Annotated in this window: 17 protein-coding genes; 9 read left to right on the forward strand and 8 right to left on the reverse strand. The window is 72.0% G+C overall.

Annotated features, from left to right (window positions below; all coding sequences use genetic code 11):
• Positions 1 to 31: 31 nt before the first annotated feature.
• The 3 genes from EDF34_RS02665 to EDF34_RS02675 form a co-directional block, all read right to left on the reverse strand.
• The gene (locus EDF34_RS02665; RefSeq protein ID WP_123369805.1) at positions 32 to 1,384 is read right to left on the reverse strand and encodes a class II 3-deoxy-7-phosphoheptulonate synthase; all 1,353 of its coding nucleotides are present in this window, start codon (positions 1,382 to 1,384) and stop codon (positions 32 to 34) included.
• Entirely contained in the window at positions 1,381 to 2,601 is a 1,221-nt protein-coding gene (locus EDF34_RS02670) for a pyrophosphate--fructose-6-phosphate 1-phosphotransferase (protein WP_123369806.1), read from the reverse strand. Before EDF34_RS02670 ends, EDF34_RS02665 begins: the two co-directional genes overlap by 4 nt.
• Before the next feature lie 117 nt (positions 2,602 to 2,718).
• On the reverse strand, positions 2,719 to 3,504 hold the full coding sequence (locus EDF34_RS02675) for a 1-acyl-sn-glycerol-3-phosphate acyltransferase (protein WP_123370634.1): 786 nt from the start codon (positions 3,502 to 3,504) through the stop codon (positions 2,719 to 2,721).
• Between the two features lie 104 nt (positions 3,505 to 3,608).
• Here EDF34_RS02675 and EDF34_RS02680 point away from each other — a divergent pair, with 104 nt between their 5' ends.
• Entirely contained in the window at positions 3,609 to 4,178 is a 570-nt protein-coding gene (locus EDF34_RS02680; protein ID WP_123369807.1) for a hypothetical protein, read from the forward strand.
• Positions 4,179 to 4,180: 2 nt separating this feature from the next.
• Here the strand turns inward: EDF34_RS02680 and EDF34_RS02685 are convergent, their stop codons facing one another.
• Complete coding sequence (locus EDF34_RS02685; protein ID WP_123369808.1) at positions 4,181 to 5,125, reverse strand: ROK family glucokinase; 945 nt, start codon at positions 5,123 to 5,125, stop codon at positions 4,181 to 4,183.
• A 199-nt stretch (positions 5,126 to 5,324) separates the two neighbouring features.
• On the opposite strand from EDF34_RS02685, the gene EDF34_RS02690 reads away from it, so the two are divergent.
• On the forward strand, positions 5,325 to 7,136 hold the full coding sequence (locus EDF34_RS02690; protein WP_123369809.1) for a long-chain fatty acid--CoA ligase: 1,812 nt from the start codon (positions 5,325 to 5,327) through the stop codon (positions 7,134 to 7,136).
• A 22-nt stretch (positions 7,137 to 7,158) separates the two neighbouring features.
• Here EDF34_RS02690 and EDF34_RS02695 read toward each other — a convergent pair whose 3' ends face one another.
• Both EDF34_RS02695 and EDF34_RS02700 read right to left on the reverse strand, forming a co-directional pair.
• Positions 7,159 to 7,359: a hypothetical protein gene (locus tag EDF34_RS02695; RefSeq protein ID WP_123369810.1), complete on the reverse strand. Its 201-nt coding sequence runs from the start codon at positions 7,357 to 7,359 to the stop codon at positions 7,159 to 7,161.
• 46 nt (positions 7,360 to 7,405) lie between these two features.
• Positions 7,406 to 8,647: an NYN domain-containing protein gene (locus EDF34_RS02700; RefSeq protein ID WP_123369811.1), complete on the reverse strand. Its 1,242-nt coding sequence runs from the start codon at positions 8,645 to 8,647 to the stop codon at positions 7,406 to 7,408.
• Positions 8,648 to 8,716: 69 nt separating this feature from the next.
• Here EDF34_RS02700 and EDF34_RS02705 point away from each other — a divergent pair, with 69 nt between their 5' ends.
• Genes EDF34_RS02705 through EDF34_RS02715 form a run of 3 tightly spaced genes read left to right on the forward strand, consistent with a single transcriptional unit; the run spans position 8,717 to position 11,286 of the window.
• Entirely contained in the window at positions 8,717 to 10,555 is a 1,839-nt protein-coding gene (locus tag EDF34_RS02705) for a DEDD exonuclease domain-containing protein (protein WP_123369812.1), read from the forward strand.
• Between the two features lie 7 nt (positions 10,556 to 10,562).
• A complete protein-coding gene (locus EDF34_RS02710; protein ID WP_118767344.1) occupies positions 10,563 to 10,844 on the forward strand; it encodes an Lrp/AsnC family transcriptional regulator in 282 nt (93 codons plus the stop codon).
• 37 nt (positions 10,845 to 10,881) lie between these two features.
• Entirely contained in the window at positions 10,882 to 11,286 is a 405-nt protein-coding gene (locus EDF34_RS02715) for a DUF6228 family protein (protein WP_123369813.1), read from the forward strand.
• 103 nt (positions 11,287 to 11,389) lie between these two features.
• Here the strand turns inward: EDF34_RS02715 and trpD are convergent, their stop codons facing one another.
• Both trpD and EDF34_RS02725 read right to left on the reverse strand, forming a co-directional pair.
• Entirely contained in the window at positions 11,390 to 12,433 is a 1,044-nt protein-coding gene (gene trpD, locus EDF34_RS02720; protein ID WP_123369814.1) for an anthranilate phosphoribosyltransferase, read from the reverse strand.
• Positions 12,430 to 12,852: a response regulator transcription factor gene (locus tag EDF34_RS02725; RefSeq protein WP_123369815.1), complete on the reverse strand. Its 423-nt coding sequence runs from the start codon at positions 12,850 to 12,852 to the stop codon at positions 12,430 to 12,432. The genes trpD and EDF34_RS02725 overlap by 4 nt, the downstream gene beginning before the upstream one ends.
• Before the next feature lie 265 nt (positions 12,853 to 13,117).
• On the opposite strand from EDF34_RS02725, the gene EDF34_RS02730 reads away from it, so the two are divergent.
• From EDF34_RS02730 to EDF34_RS02745, 4 genes are all read left to right on the forward strand, one after another.
• On the forward strand, positions 13,118 to 13,765 hold the full coding sequence (locus EDF34_RS02730) for a heme-copper oxidase subunit III (RefSeq protein ID WP_123369816.1): 648 nt from the start codon (positions 13,118 to 13,120) through the stop codon (positions 13,763 to 13,765).
• Positions 13,766 to 13,835: 70 nt separating this feature from the next.
• A complete protein-coding gene (locus tag EDF34_RS02735) occupies positions 13,836 to 14,621 on the forward strand; it encodes a c-type cytochrome (RefSeq protein WP_123369817.1) in 786 nt (261 codons plus the stop codon).
• The gene (locus EDF34_RS02740; RefSeq protein ID WP_123369818.1) at positions 14,618 to 15,643 is read left to right on the forward strand and encodes a ubiquinol-cytochrome c reductase iron-sulfur subunit; all 1,026 of its coding nucleotides are present in this window, start codon (positions 14,618 to 14,620) and stop codon (positions 15,641 to 15,643) included. Before EDF34_RS02735 ends, EDF34_RS02740 begins: the two co-directional genes overlap by 4 nt.
• Positions 15,640 to 17,373, forward strand: coding sequence for a cytochrome bc complex cytochrome b subunit (locus EDF34_RS02745; protein WP_123369819.1), 1,734 nt, complete (start codon positions 15,640 to 15,642; stop codon positions 17,371 to 17,373). Before EDF34_RS02740 ends, EDF34_RS02745 begins: the two co-directional genes overlap by 4 nt.
• Positions 17,374 to 17,503 lie beyond the last annotated feature (130 nt).

Raw genomic sequence — 17,503 nt, forward strand, 5'->3', positions numbered from 1 at the left:
AGCGCTTCCCGCGCCGGTCAGAGGCCGTCGGTCACGCGGAGCGGAGCAGCTCGACGACCTGGAAGGCCAGCTCGAGCGACTGCTGGTGGTTCAGGCGCGGGTCCACGAGCGTCTCGTAGCGACGCGCGAGGCCTTCGTCGTCGATCTCCTCGGAGCCGCCGAGCACCTCGGTGACGTCGTCGCCCGTGAGCTCGATGTGCAGGCCGCCGGGCACGGTGCCGAGCGCGCGGTGCACCTCGAAGAAGCCGGCCACCTCGTCCATCACGTCGGAGAACCGGCGCGTCTTGTAGCCCGACGCGGACGTGATGCCGTTGCCGTGCATCGGGTCGCAGACCCAGGTGACGGGGCGGCCGTCGGCCGTGACCTTCTCCACGAGTGCCGGCAGCAGGTCGCGGACCTTGCCGGCACCCATGCGCGTGATGAAGGTGATGCGGCCGGCCTCGCCCTGCGGGTTCAGCTTGTCGATCAGCGCGAGCGCGTCGTCGCCCGTCGTCGTCGGGCCCAGCTTGATGCCCAGCGGGTTCTGCACGCGCGAGAAGTAGTCGACGTGCGCGCCGTCGAGCTGCCGCGTGCGCTCCCCGATCCACACGAAGTGGCCCGAGCAGTCGTACGGCAGTCCCGTGCGCGAGTCGATCCGCGTCAGCGGGCGCTCGTAGTCGAGCAGCAGACCCTCGTGGCTCGAGAAGAAGTCCACGGAGCGCAGCGCGTCGAAGTCGGCACCGCACGCCGCCATGAAGCGGATCGCCCGGTCGATCTCCGCCGCGATCTCCTCGTAGCGCGAGTAGGCCGGGTTGGCCATGAAGCCGCGGTTCCACTCGTGCACGCGCAGCAGCGACGCGAAGCCGCCCGTCGTGAACGCCCTGATGAGGTTCAGCGTCGAGGCGGACGTGTGGTACGCCTCGAGCAGCCGCTGCGGGTCCGGCGTGCGGGCCTCGGGCGTGAACTCGTAGCCGTTGATGATGTCGCCGCGGAACGCGGGCAACGTCACCCCGTCGCGCGTCTCGGAGTCCGAGCTGCGGGGCTTGGCGTACTGGCCCGCCATCCGGCCCATCTTGATGACCGGCAGGCTCGCGCCGTACGTGAGCACGACCGCCATCTGCAGGATCGTCTTGATCTTGTTCCGGATGTTGTCCGCCGTGGCCTCGCCGAAGGTCTCGGCGCAGTCACCGCCCTGCAGCAGGAACGCCTCGCCGCGGCCGGCCGCGGCCAGCTGGGCACGCAGGTGGTCGGCCTCGCCGGCGAACACCAGCGGAGGCAGGGTCGACAGGCGCGACGTCACCGTCTCGAGGGCGGCGGCGTCGGGCCACTGCGGCTGCTGGACGGCCGACATCGACCGCCAGGCGTCGAGGCCCTCGACGACGGCCGGGTCCGGCGCGACGCTCATGAGTGGCTCGCCGGGACGAGATCCTGGCCGATGTCGGACAGCAGCGAGCCGAACCACGGCTGCGAGACGTCGAACGCCTTGCCGCCCGCGATGCGGGGGAACTCGATCGCGCGCAGCACGTCGTCCTGCTCCTCGTCGTGCCCGATCACACCGGACTCGCCGCGCAGGGCGCACTCGACCGCGAGGTCGGTCATCGACTTGATGAGGCGCAGGTCCTCGGCGTTCGCCGCCGCAGCGCGCGAGTAGTAGCCGGACTTCTGCACCATGGTCTTCTCGGCGCCGAGCTTCTCGCCGAACTGCTTGGCGAACCACTGGCCGGGGTTGACGGTGTCGAGCTTGACGTGGCCGAACGGGTCGCGCTCCACGGGCGTGCCCGCGGCCTCGAGCTGCTCGACGATCTCGTGCATGCCGGCGCCCTCGGACAGGAAGATGTTGACGTTGCCCTGGCTGTCCATGATGCCCTTGAGCCGCTCGGCCTCGGCGTCGATGTCGAGCGCGAGCTCGGGCACGAAGACCGCGTGGATGTCCCAGCGCTCGCGCGTCAGGCCGATCCCCGGGACCCACTCCTGCTGGTCGAGCCACTTGCGGTACTCGACGGCCGCGGCGGCGGTCAGCCACCCGCAGTGCCGACCCATGACCTCGTGGACGATGAGCATGCGCGGGCCCGAGCGGTGCTCGCCGATGATGTTCGCGGCGAAGCCTGCGGCCTCCTCGGCGGCGGTCCAGGCGCCGAGCGACTGACGGATCGGGATCACGTCGTTGTCGATCGTCTTGGGCAGGCCGACGACGGTCAGGTCGTAGCCGTTCTCGTGCAGGTAGGCGGCCAGGTCGGCGGCGGTCGTGTTCGTGTCGTCGCCACCGATGGTGTGCAGCACGTCGACGCCGTCGGCCTTGAGACGCTCGGCGGCGACCTTCAGGGGGTCCTCACCCTCGGCGACCAGGCCACGCTTGACGCAGTCCTTGGCGTTGGTGAGCTTGACGCGCGAGTTGCCGATGGGCGAGCCGCCGAAGCGGTGCAGGATGCCGGCGTGCGCGCGGACCTCGTCGTCGATGACGATCTTGTCGCCGCGCAGGAGGCCGTAGTAGCCGTGCTCGTACGCGATGATCTCGACGTCCGGGGCGATCTCGGTGTAGCGCTCGATGAGGCCACCGACGGCGGACGACAGGCACGGAGCGAAGCCACCCGCGGTCAGGAGAGCGACGCGACGAACCGACATGAGACACACCTCTCGTAGAACTGCACTGTTGGACCTGCTCGCGCAGGGGTTCGAACGTATGACGGCGGCCCGTGCCCGGACCGGGACCGAGGTCCGATCAGCGCGGGTGCGACGCGGTCATCCTACTGACGCGGCGTCCTCGTCCTGCGGGGGGACCGGAACCTGGACGTCCGGCACGGGGCGCCCGCCCGGCGCGGCCGGGAGCTGGTCGGGAGCGTCGCCCGTCACGGCCGGGTGGCCGGTCGCGATGCGCGCCTTCTGGGTCGCGGCGTAGACGTCCACGTACTCCTGGCCGGACAGGCTCATGATCGCGTACATGATCTCGTCGGTGACCGACCGCAGGATGAACCGGTCGTTCTCCATGCCCTGGTACCGGCTGAAGTCGAGGGGCTCGCCGACGACCATCCCGATCCGCATGACCTTCGGGATCGTGCGGCCGAGCGGCTGCGCGACGTTCGTGTCCACCATGGCGACGGGCACGACGGGCGCTCCCGACTCGATCGCGAGCCGCGCGATGCCGGTCTTGCCGCGGTAGAGGCGGCCGTCGGGGCTGCGGGTGCCCTCGGGGTAGATCCCGAACAGGCCACCCTCCTCCAGACGCCGCAGGCCGGTGCGCAGTGCGGCCTCGCTGGCCTTGCCGCCCCCACGGTCGACCGGGATGGTCCCGACGCCGCGGAAGAACCCGGCCTGGAGGCGGCCCTTGAGGCCCTGGCCGGTGAAGTACTCCTGCTTGCCGATGAACACCAGCTCGCGGTCGAGCATCAGCGGCAGGAAGAAGGAGTCGATGACGGCGAGGTGGTTGCTCGCGAGGATCGCCGCGCCCTCGGCGGGGATGTTCTGGGCACCACGGATCCACGGTCGGTAGACCAGGTGCAGGAGCGGACCCACGAAGACCCGCTTCATCAACCAGTAGAACACGTGCTCACCTCTCCAGCCGGCCTGCTCGGCAGCATGCCGCGACGCGGGCCGGACACCTCGACCGCACCGTCCGACTCTAGAGTGCTCTCATGGCTCCTCGCCCCGACGACCCGGACGAGCCGACCCTCGGTCCTGACGCAGACGTCCCCGAACCCGAGGACGACGGCTCGCGCGACAGCGCGTCCACACCCGCCGACGACGAACCGGTCGACGACGAGCAGTGGGCCGCCATCGTGGCCCAGCTCGGCGAGATCGACAGCGGCGACGCGCCGGACAGGGCCGCGCTCGACTTCCCCGTCGCGCCCTGGGTGGGCACCGCGCACGTCGTGCGGCCCGCCGACGAGGCGCCCGCGGCCGCCCGCGACTGGGACGGCACCGACCAGTACGACGAGGCCGAGGCGCAGGTCGACGAGGCCGACGGCTTCGTGCCGCCCGACCCCGGACCCGTGATGGGCGGCGACCCGCTGCTGACGATGGCGTGGCTGGCCGCGGCGGGCATGCCCGTGTTCCTGCTCGTCGTGCTCGTCACGTGGCGCGGCGCACCGGCCGCGCTCGTGCAGGCGGCGTGCGCGGTGTTCGTGCTCGGCGTGGCCGTGCTCGTCTGGCGCATGCCGGGCCGTCGCGACCCGGGCGACGACGACACGGGCGCCGTGGTCTGACGTCAGAGCCGCGCCAGGTCCGCAGCGCCGACCATGCCGGCGTCGTTGCCCATCGCGGCGACCACGAAGGTCGCCTCGGGGCGGTGCCCGCGGCCGGACAGCTGCTCGCTGAACGCCTTGCGCGCCGGGACGAGCAGCAGGTCACCCGCGGCGGCCACGCCACCGCCGACGACGATGAGCGCGGGGTCGAGCAGCGCCGTCGCGGACGCGGCGCCCTCGCCGAGCCAGCGGCCGAGCTCGGCCAGCAGCTCGACGGCGAGCGGGTCGCCCTCGACCGCGGCCTTCGTCACGTGCGGACCGGCGATCTTCTCCGGCGTGCCGCCGGCGAGCTCGAGGATGCGCGCGGCGCGGTCGGGCTGCGTGATGGCGGCGGCCTGGGCGTCCCGCACGAGCGCGCTGCCCGACGTGTACTGCTCCCAGCAGCCCTCGTGGCCGCAGCCGCAGTAGTGCCCACCGGGCACGACGCGCATGTGGCCGATCTCGGACGCCACGCCCCACGCACCGCGCAGCAGCTCGCCGTTGGTGACGATCGCGCCGCCGAGGCCGGTGCCGACCGTGAGCGTGAGCATGTCGTCGACGTCCTGCGCCGCGCCGAACCGGAACTCGGCCCACCCCGCGGCGTTCGCGTCGTTCTCGACGACGATCGTCACCTTGTCGTCGATGAGCGCGGCGACGTTGTCGCGCAGGGGGTAGTCGCGCCACGCGATGTTCGGGGCGAACAGGACGCCCGAGCGGTCCGCGGCGACGAACCCGGCGGCGGCGAGGCCGATCGCCGAGATCTCGTGCTCGGCGCTCAGCTCGGCGTAGACGTCGGCGATCGCGCGGTCGATGCTCGCGGCGTCGTCGGGCTCCGTCTCGCGTCGCGTCTGGGCCAGGATCTTGCCCTCGTCGTCCACGACGCCGGCCGCGATCTTGGTCCCGCCGATGTCCACACCGATGGCGTGCATGTGTGAGTACTCCTACGCGATCGTCACTGGGGGCGCCGCATCCGCTGCGGCACGGGTGCCAACGCTAGCGGTCCCGCAAGGGTGCGGGGGACGACCTTGGTCCGGGCAGGGGCCATGACACCCGGACGGGCGCTGGCGTACTCCTCGGTAACGTCCCGTATCCTCGTCGCACACTTCGCCACCTGCCACTGGAGCCAGCATGGACGAGTTCAGCACGCCCCTGCTCATCGAGGTCGATCCGTCGAGCAACCTCAACGCCTTGTTCGCCGCCCGCGTGCAGTCCGACCCGGACTCCCCCGTCGTCGAGCACAAGACCCAGGCCGACGGACCGTGGATCCCGCTCACCGGACGCGAGCTCGACGCCGAGGTCGTCGCCGTCGCGAAGGGCCTCGTCGCCCGCGGCGTGGAGCCCGGCGACCGCGTCGGCATCATGTCCCGGACGCGGTACGAGTGGTCGCTGCTCGACTGGGCCGCGTGGGCCGCCGGCGCCGTCCCCGTCCCGCTGTACGAGACGTCGTCGGCCGAGCAGGTCGCCTGGATCCTCACCGACGCGGACGTGTCCCTCCTGGTCGTCGAGAGCACGGAGCACGCCGCGACGGTCGACGAGGTCCGCCCGGACGCCCCGAACCTGCGCGAGGTGCTCGTCCTCGACGGCGGCGCGATCGACGAGCTCGTCGCGGCAGGTGTGGACGTCGGCGACGACGAGATCGCGCGTCGCCGCGCCCTGGCCTCGCTCGCCGACACCGCCACCGTCATCTACACGTCGGGCACGACCGGACGGCCGAAGGGTGTCGAGCTCACGCACGGCAACTTCTACGAGCTCACGGTCAACGCGGTCGCCGACCTGCACGAGGTCGTCTCGGAGCCCGGCGCCCGGACGCTGCTGTTCATGCCCCTGGCGCACGTGTTCGCCCGGTTCATCCACGTGCTCGTCATGCCCGCCGGCGCGGTGCTGGGCCACACCCCCGACACGCGCACGCTGATCGACGACCTCGCGTCCTTCAAGCCGACGTTCATCCTCGCCGTCCCGCGCGTGTTCGAGAAGGTCTACAACTCGGCCGAGCAGAAGGCCGTGGCGGGCGGCAAGGGCGCGATCTTCCAGCGCGCCGCCAAGACCTCGATCGTCTACTCCCGCGCGCTCGACACCCCGCGCGGCCCGAGCCCGTGGCTGCGCCTGCAGCACAAGGTCGCGGACGTGCTCGTGCTCAAGCGCCTGCGGGCCGCTCTCGGGGGCCAGGCCCGCTGGGCGATCTCGGGCGGCGCGCCGCTCGGCGAGCGCCTCGGGCACTTCTACCGGGGTCTCGGGCTCAACGTGCTGGAGGGCTACGGCCTGACCGAGACGACCGCGCCCGCCACCGTGAACCGCCCGGGCAGGACCAAGATCGGCTCGGTCGGCCTCCCGCTGCCCGGCTCGTCGGTGCGCATCGCCGCCGACGGCGAGATCGAGGTCAAGGGCATCCAGGTCTTCCGGGGCTACCACTCCAACGAGGCGGCCACCGACGAGTCACTCACGGACGGCTGGTTCCGCACGGGCGACCTCGGCGCGATCGACGACGAGGGCTACCTGTCGATCACCGGCCGCAAGAAGGAGATCATCGTCACCGCGGGCGGCAAGAACGTCGCGCCCGCAGTCCTCGAGGACCGGCTGCGCGGCCACCCGCTGATCAGCCAGGTCGTCGTCGTCGGCGACGCGCAGCCGTTCATCGCCGCGCTCGTGACGCTCGACCCCGAGGGCGTGCCCGGCTGGCTCGCGGCGCACAGCAAGCCGGCGCTGTCCATGGCCGAGGCGGCTGCCGACCCCGACGTGCTCGCGTCGATCGACAAGGCGGTCGAGCGAGCCAACAAGGCCGTCTCGCGGGCCGAGTCGATCCGGAAGTACGCGATCCTCGACACGGACCTGACCATCGCGAACGGCTACCTCACGCCGAAGCTCAGCGTGAAGCGCTCGCTCGTGCTCAAGGACTTCTCCGCCGAGGTCGACGCGCTCTACGCGGGCAAGCGCGAGGACTGACGTCCCCTGCGGACGGGCCCCGTCACACGGCGGGGTCCATCCGCAGCGGGGGCACGAGCCCCGACGCCGCCAGCACGCCGATCGCGTGCTGCTCGGCCACGTCGAGGTCGACCCCGTCCGAGGCGCCGACCGCAGCGCGGGGGCTGCCGATCGTCAGGAAGGTCACCACGCAGTCACCGCACGCGACGGGGCGTGCGGTGCAGCTCTCGCAGTCGATGATCATGCGCCGGACGCTAACGGCGCCCTCCGACACGACCTCCCCCGCGGGTCTACACGCGGTTGAGCCGGGCGACCAGCGTCGCCGCGGGCACCACCCACGCACCCGTCGCCTCGACGTCCCGCGCCACGGCCTGGTCGCTCGTCACGACCACGACGACGCGACCTGCGGGCTCGGCGCGCACGAGCCGCCGGATGAGGTCGTCGGCGATCTCACCGACCGAGAACCGCACCCGGACGCCGCGAGCGAGGCCGCCGGAGGGCATCGACCCCTCCTGGCCGTCGAAGCAGCAGGTGACCTCGGCGCCGGTGCGCGCGGCGACCACCGCGAGCCCGTCGACGAGCCGCCGCCGCTGCTCGTCGAGGGCCAGGGTGCCGAAGCCGGTCTTCGAGACGTTGTAGCCGTCGACGACGAGATGCGCCCACGGCTGGCGCAGGACCTCGTCGAGCAGCGCCGGGTCGTCCAGCGACCGGCCGCGCGACCCGCCCCGCTGCCCCGCGACGCGCTCGGGCTCGGGGGCGACGAGGTCGGCCGGCAGGTCGGCCACGGGCGCGAGGGCGAGCTCGGCGCGCAGCCCGCTGGCGGCGTCGACGACGGTGTCGAGCAGGAGCCGGACGCGTGCGTCGGCGAGCTTGCGCGCGACCCGCGACTCGGCGCGCGCGGCGGTGCGCACGGCCTCCGCCTCGCCGCGGTCCTCGGCCGCCCGGTCGCGCTCGGCGCGCGCCACCTCCCGGTCGGCCCGTGCCGCCTCCAGTGCGGCGCGCGCCTCGTCGGCGGCCCTGCGGCCCTCGCTGCGCGCCCGGTCGGCGTCCGAGCGCAGGCGGCGCATCTCGCGCTGGCTGCCGGCGAGCTCGTCGCGGGCGGCCCGGGCGTCCGCGACCGCCGCGTCGGCACGGGCCTGGGCGCGGGCCAGCTCCTCGCGCGTGCGTTCCAGGCGCTCGTCGACCGGCGGGGCGGGCGGCTGCTCGTCGACCACCAGGCCCCGCCACTCGTCTGTCCCCCGCAGCCATGCGCCCACCGCGACCACGAGCGAGGTCGGCTCCTCGTCGCCTGCCGCCGCCCGCCCCGTGGCCCACTCGCGCGCGACCCGCGCACGGAACGGCTCGTCGTGCAGGGCGGACCACAGCGGCGCGGCGCCCGTTGCCGCGCGCTTGCGGGGCGTGAACTTCGCGACCGCGCGCAAGGACGTGGGCACCTCGACCGGCTCCATCCGGCCGAGCACCTCGGAGGCCGCCTGCACGAGGGCTGCACGCAGGACGTCGGGGACGTCCCGACCGTCGTGGGCTGCGCTCATCCGCCCACCCTAGGGGCGCCCCCAGCGCGCCTGCAGGTCGTGTCGGCGGTCGTGGGTAGCGTCCCTGCCATGTCGACCGTCCGCCGCCTGCGCCCCGTGTGGGCGGACGCGTCCGTCGACGTGTCGGGCACCCCGGTGCAGCCGAGCCTGGACGAGGTGGGGACCCCGCTGTCCGACGTGACGTTCGTCGTCGTCGACCTCGAGACCACGGGCGGCACGCCGGCCGACTGCGCGATCACCGAGATCGGCGCGGTGAAGGTGCGCGGCGGCGAGGTTCTCGGGGAGTTCCAGACGCTGGTCGACCCCGGCGGGCCCGTGCCGCCGTTCATCCAGGTGCTCACAGGCATCACGACGACGATGCTCGTCGGCGCCCCGCGCATCGAGGAGGTGCTGCCGGCGTTCCTCGAGTTCTCGCGGGACGCCGTGCTCGTCGCGCACAACGCGCCGTTCGACATCGGCTTCCTCAAGGCCGCCGCGGCGCGCACGGGACACCCGTGGCCCGGCAACAGGGTCGTCGACACCGTGCGCCTGGCCCGGCGGGTCGTGACGCGGGACGAGGCCCCGAACCACAAGCTCTCGTCGCTCGCGGCACTGTTCGGCGCGAGCGTCACGCCCAACCACCGCGCGCTGTCCGACGCGCGCGCCACGGTCGACGTCCTGCACGCGCTGCTGTCGCGGATGGCGCCGCTGGGGATCACGCACCTCGAGGACCTCGCCACGGCGACCGACCCCGTGCCCGGCGAGGTGCGCCGCAAGCGCACGCTGGCCGACCACCTGCCCGACTCCCCCGGCGTCTACCTGTTCCGCGGCCCGGGCGACGAGGTGCTGTACGTCGGGACCTCGACGACGTCGCTGCGCCGCCGCGTACGGTCCTACTTCACGTCGGCGGAGAAGCGCGGCCGGATCCTCGAGATGGTGCGGATCGCCGAGCGCGTCGACCCCGTGCCGTGCGCGACCCCGCTCGAGGCACGCGTGCGAGAGTTGCGGCTGATCGCCGAGCACGCGCCGCGCTACAACCGCCGCTCGCGCAACCCCGAGCGGATGCCCTGGGTGCGCCTGACCTCCGAGCCGTTCCCGCGGCTCTCGGTCGTGCGCGAGGTCCGCGACGAGGAGGGCGCCGCCTACCTGGGGCCGTTCGGCACGTCGCGCAGCGCGACCCTGGCCGTCGAGGCGCTGCACGAGGCCTTCGAGATCCGGCAGTGCACGCGCCGGCTCCCGCTCGTCGCGCCCGCGGGCTCGTCGGCGTGCGTGCTCGCCGACATGGGCCGGTGCGGCGCGCCCTGCATCGGTGGGCAGTCGGTGCCCGACTACGCCGACGTGGTGGCGCGCGTGCGCGCCGCGATGCTCGCCGACCCAGCGCCCGTGGTCGCCGCTCACGCAGCCCGGCTCGAGGCGCTCGTCGACCAGCAGCGGTACGAGGAGGCCGGCACGGTGCGGGACCGTCTCGGTGCCTACCTGCGGGGCGCCGCGCGCGCCCAGCGGATGGACCCGCTGGCCCGCTGCCCCGAGCTCGTCGCCGCGGGACGCACGCTCGACGGCGGGTGGGAGCTCGTGCTCGTGCGGCACGGGCGGCTCGCCGCGACCGCCCGGGTCGACCGGCGCACCGACCCGCGCCCGGTCATCGAGACGCTTCGCGCGACCGCCGAGCACGTGCCGGCGCCGGTCGCCCCGGCGACGGCGGCGCACCCCGAGGAGACCGACCTCATCGCGGACTGGCTCGACCGACCGGGGGTCCGGCTCGTCGAGGTGGTGGGCACGCTGGCCTACCCGGTGCGCTCCGCACTGTCCGACGTCGACCCGGCCGCGGCCGTCGCCTCGCACGCCCGCCTGCTCGTGGGCGCTCCGCCTCGACCGCTGTCGACCCTTCCCGCGCCGGTGAGCGGCACGGCGGTCGGTCGCACGGCATGATGGCGACATGCTGACTGCGATCGTGCTCATCGACACCGACGCCGCCCGGATCCCCGAGGTCGCCGCGGCCATCGCGGACATCCCGGGCGTGAGCGAGGTCTACTCCGTGACCGGCGAGGTCGACCTGATCGCCATGGTGCGCGTGCGCGAGCACGACGGCCTGGCCGACGTCATCGCCGACAAGGTGAGCAAGATCGAGGGCGTCCAGCGCACCCAGACGTACATCGCGTTCCGCACCTACTCCCAGCACGACCTGGAGCAGGCGTTCGCCCTGGGGCTCGAGGACTGAGACGCGGCACCGCGTACGCCGGGGAAGCGCTGAAGTCGTGCAGATCGGATCGAGCGCCGCGCACCTCGACCTCGCCACGCGTGACGGCGAGCTTGTCGCCACGATTCGCTCGCATGGCTTGAGCGCCCGGCGTCGCGTCGGCCCGCACTACGCCGACGACGGTTTCGGTGACCTCGTCGACTATCTCGCCGACCTCGCCGCGAACTGGCGCGGCTGGTCGGGAGGAATGGCGTGGACGTCTCTCGACGGAGATCTCACGCTGCTCGCGCACCACACGGGCAGCCACGTCGTCCTCTTGGCCACCCTGCAGAACGACGATCCGAGCCGGTCCACTCGCCATGGCACGTGGTCCGCGAGCGCCCACCTCGTGCTCGATGCAGGTGAGGAGCTCGCCCGTGCGTCCGCCGACGCACGCGAGGAGCTGGCGAACGCCCAGGTCTGAGCCCGGCAGCCTCACGGCAGCAGCGCACGCGCGATGGATGCAGGGATCGTCGCAGCGACCACGACCCGCCGGGTCCACGACACCGCGACCTCCCCGCCCACCATCAGGCGCTGGCGGCCTGCCAGCGCGCAAGCGCGGCGGAGGCCGCACCGGAGTCGAGCGCGGTGCGCGCGTGCTCGGCGCCGGCCAGCAGGCGCTCCACCAGGGAGCCCTCTGCCGTGCCGGGCAGGGTGCCGTCCGCGATGAGCGCCGCCGCGACGTTGAGCACGACGGTCTCGCGCACGGCACCGGGCTCGCCGGCGAGCAGGCGGCGTGCGACGTCGGCGTTGTAGGCCGCGTCCGCTCCGCGCAGCTCGGCCAGCGTCACCGGAGCGACGCCGAGCTCGGACCAGTCGACGACGCTCTCGGTGACCGCACCGTCGCGGACCTCCCAGAGCCGGGTCGGACCGGTGGCGGCGATCTCGTCGAGGCCGTCCTCCCCGCGGAACACGACAGCGCTCTTGCCCCGGCCCGCCAGCACGCCGGCGACGAGCGGAGCCATGCGCGCGTCGGCCACACCGATCGCGGCCGAGTCCGGCTGGGCGGGGTTGGTCAGCGGGCCGAGGAAGTTGAACGCCGTGGCGATGCCGAGCCCGGCGCGGGCCGCTGCCGTGTGCCGGAACGAGGGGTGGAACACCTGCGCGAAGCAAAACGTGATGCCCGCCTCGGTCGCGATCTGCGCGACCCGCTCGGGCGTGTGGTCCAGCCGGATGCCGAGCTCCTCGAGCACGTCGGCGCTGCCCGACGACGAGGACGCCGCGCGGTTGCCGTGCTTGACGACGTGGATGCCCGCGCCGGCGATCACCAGGGCGGACATCGTCGAGATGTTCACCGTGTGCGCCCTGTCCCCGCCGGTGCCGACGATGTCGAGCGTGCGACCCGGCACGGAGATCCGCTTGGCGTGGGAGAGCATCGTGTCGGCCAGGCCGGTGAGCTCCTCGACCGTCTCGCCCTTGGCGCGCAGGGCGACGAGGAAGCCGGCGATCCGGATGGGCGAGGCCTCGCCGCTCATGATCTCGTCCATGGCCCACGAGGCCTGGGACGTGGTGAGGTCCTGGCGCGCGACCAGCGACGTGAGCAGGTCCGGCCAGGTGGGTGCGTCGGTCATCCGGCGACGGCCCGCGTCTCGAGGACGGCGGCGACGGCGGCCTGCAGCTCGATCGGGTCGAGCGGGCGGCTGACCACGGCGTCCGCGTTCGACCAGGACGCGAGCCACGCGTCCTGCGGGCGGCCGGTCAGCACGAGGGTGGGCGGGCAGTCGTAGACCTCGTCCTTGAGCTGGCGCGCCAGGCCCATGCCGCCGACCTTGTCGGCCTCGCCGTCGAGGATGAGCAGGTCGAGGCCGCCGCTCTCCGTGGAGGCGATGACGGCCGGCGCGGTGGCGACCTCGAGCCACTCGATCTCCGGGGCGTCGTGCCGCAGCCGACGGCCGACGGCGAGGCGCACCTGGGCGCGCGCGTCCACGTCGTCGCTGTACAGCAGGATCCGCGGACCGGTGGCCTGCTCGCTGGCGTGCGCCGTGCTCATGGGTCGTCCTCACTCGTCGTCGACGTGCGTCCGAACGCATCTTGGCACGACCCGCGCGCGCGTTGTCGCACCGCCCGGCGAGCCATAGCACGGACAGGCTGGTGGGCCCGGCGTGTCGGCTCCTCGGAACCGGTCTCGAAGGGCCGCGCGAGCGCGTCCTCGCGCGAAAAATCGGGCCCGGTGGAGCCCAGATCCTGACGGTGTGACATTTACCGCGCGCCACGGCCTGGGTCCAACGGCCCACGCGGGCCCGAGATCAGCCATAATGGCGAACGTGTCGACCGCAACGGCTGCCCCTCGCACCGCCCCCCACGTGAGTGTCAACCGACCCAATCCGGTGTCGGTGGGAACCATCGTGTGGCTCGCCAGCGAGCTCATGTTCTTCGCTGGCCTCTTCGCCATGTACTTCACGCTCCGTGCCGCGGTGCCGGACGAGTGGGCGGAGCAGACCGCCAAGCTCAACGTGACGTTCGCGGCGATCAACACCACGGTGCTGGTCCTGTCCTCCGTCACGTGCCAGATGGGCGTGTGGGCGGCGGAGCGGTTCCAGCCCGTGCGCTCCGGCTCGCTGCTCCAGGTCAACCGCTGGGGCATGAACGAGTGGATGACCCTCACCTACGTCATGGGCGCCTTCTTCATCGGCGGCCAGGTGTTCGAGTACGCCGCGCTGGTGCACGAGGGCCTGACCATCTCGTCGAGCCCGTACGGCTCGGTCTTCTACCTGACGACCGGCTTCCACGGCCTGCACGTCATCGGCGGACTCATCGCCTTCATGTTCCTGCTCGGCCGCTCGTTCTCGGCCAAGCGCTTCGGCCACCACGAGGCCACGACGGCGATCGTCACGTCGTACTACTGGCACTTCGTGGACGTCGTCTGGATCGCGCTGTTCGCGATCATCTACCTGCTCAAGTAGCCCGTCGTCGCGCGAAGTCGCGCACCGACCACCGCCCCCCACCCCCCATGTGCGAGACGAGGATCGATCCGTGAAGGCACTCGCAGCCCGCAGGCACGATCGGCGAGCGCCGATCGTCCTGCTCCTGCTGGCGCTGCTGCTCACCGGCGGCCTGTACGCCGTCCTGGCCCCCACGTCCGCTGACGCCGCTCCGGCCGCAGTCAGCACCGACGACGTGAAGGCCGGCGAGAAGCTGTTCCAGGCCAACTGCGCGACGTGCCACGGCCCGTCGGCCGCCGGGACCCAGAGCGCGCCGTCGCTCATCGGTGTCGGCGCCGCCGCAGTGGACTTCCAGGTCGGCACCGGCCGCATGCCGATGCAGATGAACGGCCCGCAGGCGCAGGTCAAGCCCGTCCAGTTCGACGACGAGCAGATCACCCAGCTGGCGGCCTACGTCGCAAGCCTGGGCGCCGGTCCGGCCATCCCCACCGCCGACCAGGTCGACCCGGCCCAGGGTGACGCCGCCAACGGCATGGCCCTGTTCCGCACCAACTGCGCCATGTGCCACAACGCGGTCGGCGCCGGCGGTGCCCTCTCGCGCGGGAAGTTCGCCCCGAACCTGTGGGAGACCAGCCCGACGCACCTCTACGAGGCGATGCTGACGGGCCCGCAGTCCATGCCCGTCTTCGGCGACACGAACCTCGACTCCGTGGAGAAGCGCGACATCATCGCGTTCATCGACCAGCAGGGTGAGGCCACCCCGGGCGGCCTCGACCTCGGCTCGCTCGGCCCCGTCAGCGAGGGCCTGTGGGCCTGGGTCGTCGGCATGGGCCTGCTCATCGGTGCCGCAGTCTGGATCGGAGCGAAGTCCTCGTGAGCACGCACGACAACACCCCCCACGACCTCGAGGTCCGCGACGGTCACACGTCCCTGGGCCGCTTCGAGGACCCGGGTCACCCCGAGCACAAGCCTCGGCTGGGCGACCTGGACCCCAAGGCGAACAAGAAGGCCGAGCGCCAGGTCCTCGTCCTGTTCGGCATCTCGGTCCTGGGCACGATCGGCTTCGTCATCGCCTACTTCGCGCTCCCGCCCGGCGACAGCGCCGAGTCGATGCGCACGTCCAACCTCGCACTGGGCGGCGCCCTCGCGTTCGCGCTCCTCGGTATCGGGACGGGCGCCATCCACTGGGCCAAGGCCCTGATGAACGACCACGAGAAGTCCGAGGAGCGCCACCTGCAGGCCAGCGACGCGGAGACGCGCGAGGCCGCGGTCAACGCGCTCAAGGACGGTGCCGACGACTCGGGCATCAGCCGGCGCGGCGCGCTCCAGGGCGCGGTCGTCACGGCGGTCGCGCTGTTCCCCCTCACCATCGCCCTGCCGCTCATCGGCAACATCGGCGAGGACTGGAACGTCGGCAAGCTCAAGCACACGATGTGGAAGAAGGGCACCAAGCTGGCCCGCGACCCCTCCGGTCGCCCCATCAAGGCGTCCGACGTCACCATCGGCTCGGTCTTCCACGTCATCCCGGAGGACCTCGAGGAGGCCCAGCACCCGCTCGACGAGAAGGCCAAGGCCGTCGTCCTGCTGGTCCGGCTCGACCCCCGCGACATCAAGTCGGAGCAGGGCGAGGGCTGGTCGTACGATGGCATCGTCGCGTTCTCGAAGATCTGCACCCACGTCGGCTGCCCGGTGGCCCTGTACGAGCAGCAGACGCACCACCTGCTCTGCCCGTGCCACCAGTCCACGTTCGACGTCTCCGACGGGGCCAAGGTCGTCTTCGGTCCCGCCAAGCGTCCACTGCCCCAGCTGCCGATCACGGTCGACGACGAGGGCTACCTCATCGCACAGAGTGATTTCCATGAGCCGGTCGGCCCGAGCTTCTGGGAGCGTGAGAAGTGAGCACCACCACCTCGACCCCCACCCCTTTGGGTCGTGCCGCCGCCGGCACGGCGGACTACCTCGACCAGCGCACCGGACTCGGCGTCGCGGTCAAGACGTTCGCGCGCAAGATCTTCCCCGACCACTGGTCGTTCCTGCTCGGTGAGATCGCGCTGTTCAGCTTCGTCACGATCCTCATCTCGGGTGTCTTCCTGACGATGTTCTTCGTGCCGAGCATGGCCGAGACGCACTACAACGGCCCCTGGGACTCCCTCAACGGCGTGCAGATGTCCGAGGCCTTCTCCTCGACGCTGCGCCTGTCGTTCGAGGTCCGCGGCGGGCTGCTGATGCGTCAGATCCACCACTGGGCGGCCCTGATCTTCATGGCGTCGATCGTGACGCACATGATGCGCGTGTTCTTCACGGGCGCGTTCCGCAAGCCCCGCGAGCTCAACTGGGTCGTCGGCTTCACGCTGCTGATCCTGGGCCTGCTCGCCGGCTTCTCGGGCTACTCGCTCCCGGACGACGTCCTGTCCGGCAACGGCCTGCGCATCACGGACGGCGTCATCAAGGCCGTCCCGATCATCGGCTCCTACGCCTCGTACTTCGTCTTCGGCGGCGAGTTCCCGGGCCAGGACCTGATCCCCCGCCTGTTCACCGTGCACGTGCTGCTGGTGCCGGCGTTGATCCTCGCGCTCATCGGCCTGCACCTGCTGTTCGTCGTGCTGCACAAGCACACGCAGTACCCGGGCTCGGGCCGCAAGGACACGAACGTCGTCGGCTTCCCGCTGTTCCCGATCTACGTCGCCAAGGCCGGTGGCTACTTCTTCACCGTGTTCGGCGTGATCGCGCTCATGGCGGCGACCATGTCGATCAACCCGGTCTGGAACTACGGCCCCTACGACCCGTCACCGGTGTCCGCGGGAGCCCAGCCGGACTGGTACATGCTGTTCCTCGAAGGCTCGCTGCGGCTCATGCCCGGTGGCGCCGAGTTCGTCACCTGGGGCGGCTACACCGTCAGCATGAACGTGATCGTCCCGGCGATGATCGTACCGGGCATCCTGTTCACGCTGCTCGCGATCTACCCGTTCGTCGAGGCAGCCGTCACCGGCGACAAGCGCGAGCACCACGTCCTCGACCGCCCGCGCAACCGGCCGTTCCGGACGTCGTTCGGCGTCTCGATCCTCGTGGCGTTCTTCATCCTGGTCCTGGCCGGGTCGAACGACCTCATCGCGACGCACTTCCACCTGTCGATCAACGACATCACGTGGGTGTTCCGCGTGCTGATCTTCGTCGGCCCGTGGCTGGCGTTCCTCATCACCAAGCGCATCTGCCTCGGGCTGCAGCGCAAGGACCGCGAGCTGGTCCTGCACGGCCACGAGACCGGCCGCATCGTGCGGTTCGCGAGCGGTGAGTACATCGAGGTGCACAAGCCGCTGGACGCTCACGAGCGCTGGCTGCGGGTGCAGCACGACAACATCCGCCCGCTCGAGATCGAGCCGGCCGAGGACGCGCGTGGCGTGCGACGCAAGGGCTACCAGCTCGACCGCGTGCGCCAGCGCCTCTCGCAGGTCTTCTACGAGGACCGCGTCGAGCCCGTGACCCCGGCCGAGCTGGCCGCGGCGCACTCGCACGGCGAGCACGACGAGATCGCGGCGGACTCCCACGAGCCGGCCCAGGTCGGCGGCGGGACCCACCTGGTCGAACCAGAGAGTGAGACGACGGCCGACGGGCGGAATCCCCAGGTCTGAGCAAGAGTTGGATGAGTCGGGCGGCTCGCCGTAGCGGCGGGTCGCCCGTTCTCGTTCGTCGATGTCCCGTCGAATACACCGTGGGCCCGGATTCAGTACGGCCCGCACCGACCGCAGGAGAGGTACTCAC

This window comes from Cellulomonas sp. PhB150, from assembly GCF_003755175.1.
GTDB lineage: Bacteria > Actinomycetota > Actinomycetes > Actinomycetales > Cellulomonadaceae > Cellulomonas.

What these genes read in the sequence shown, in the direction of transcription:
- EDF34_RS02665 (WP_123369805.1), bottom strand. Translation starts at nt 1,384, where the DNA reads ATGAGCGTCGCGCCGGACCCGGCCGTCGTCGAGGGCCTCGACGCCTGG.
- EDF34_RS02670 (WP_123369806.1), bottom strand. Translation starts at nt 2,601, where the DNA reads ATGTCGGTTCGTCGCGTCGCTCTCCTGACCGCGGGTGGCTTCGCTCCG.
- EDF34_RS02675 (WP_123370634.1), bottom strand. Translation starts at nt 3,504, where the DNA reads ATGAAGCGGGTCTTCGTGGGTCCGCTCCTGCACCTGGTCTACCGACCG.
- EDF34_RS02680 (WP_123369807.1), top strand. Translation starts at nt 3,609, where the DNA reads ATGGCTCCTCGCCCCGACGACCCGGACGAGCCGACCCTCGGTCCTGAC.
- EDF34_RS02685 (WP_123369808.1), bottom strand. Translation starts at nt 5,125, where the DNA reads ATGCACGCCATCGGTGTGGACATCGGCGGGACCAAGATCGCGGCCGGC.
- EDF34_RS02690 (WP_123369809.1), top strand. Translation starts at nt 5,325, where the DNA reads ATGGACGAGTTCAGCACGCCCCTGCTCATCGAGGTCGATCCGTCGAGC.
- EDF34_RS02695 (WP_123369810.1), bottom strand. Translation starts at nt 7,359, where the DNA reads ATGATCATCGACTGCGAGAGCTGCACCGCACGCCCCGTCGCGTGCGGT.
- EDF34_RS02700 (WP_123369811.1), bottom strand. Translation starts at nt 8,647, where the DNA reads ATGAGCGCAGCCCACGACGGTCGGGACGTCCCCGACGTCCTGCGTGCA.
- EDF34_RS02705 (WP_123369812.1), top strand. Translation starts at nt 8,717, where the DNA reads ATGTCGACCGTCCGCCGCCTGCGCCCCGTGTGGGCGGACGCGTCCGTC.
- EDF34_RS02710 (WP_118767344.1), top strand. Translation starts at nt 10,563, where the DNA reads ATGCTGACTGCGATCGTGCTCATCGACACCGACGCCGCCCGGATCCCC.
- trpD (WP_123369814.1), bottom strand. Translation starts at nt 12,433, where the DNA reads ATGACCGACGCACCCACCTGGCCGGACCTGCTCACGTCGCTGGTCGCG.
- EDF34_RS02725 (WP_123369815.1), bottom strand. Translation starts at nt 12,852, where the DNA reads ATGAGCACGGCGCACGCCAGCGAGCAGGCCACCGGTCCGCGGATCCTG.
- EDF34_RS02730 (WP_123369816.1), top strand. Translation starts at nt 13,118, where the DNA reads ATGGCGAACGTGTCGACCGCAACGGCTGCCCCTCGCACCGCCCCCCAC.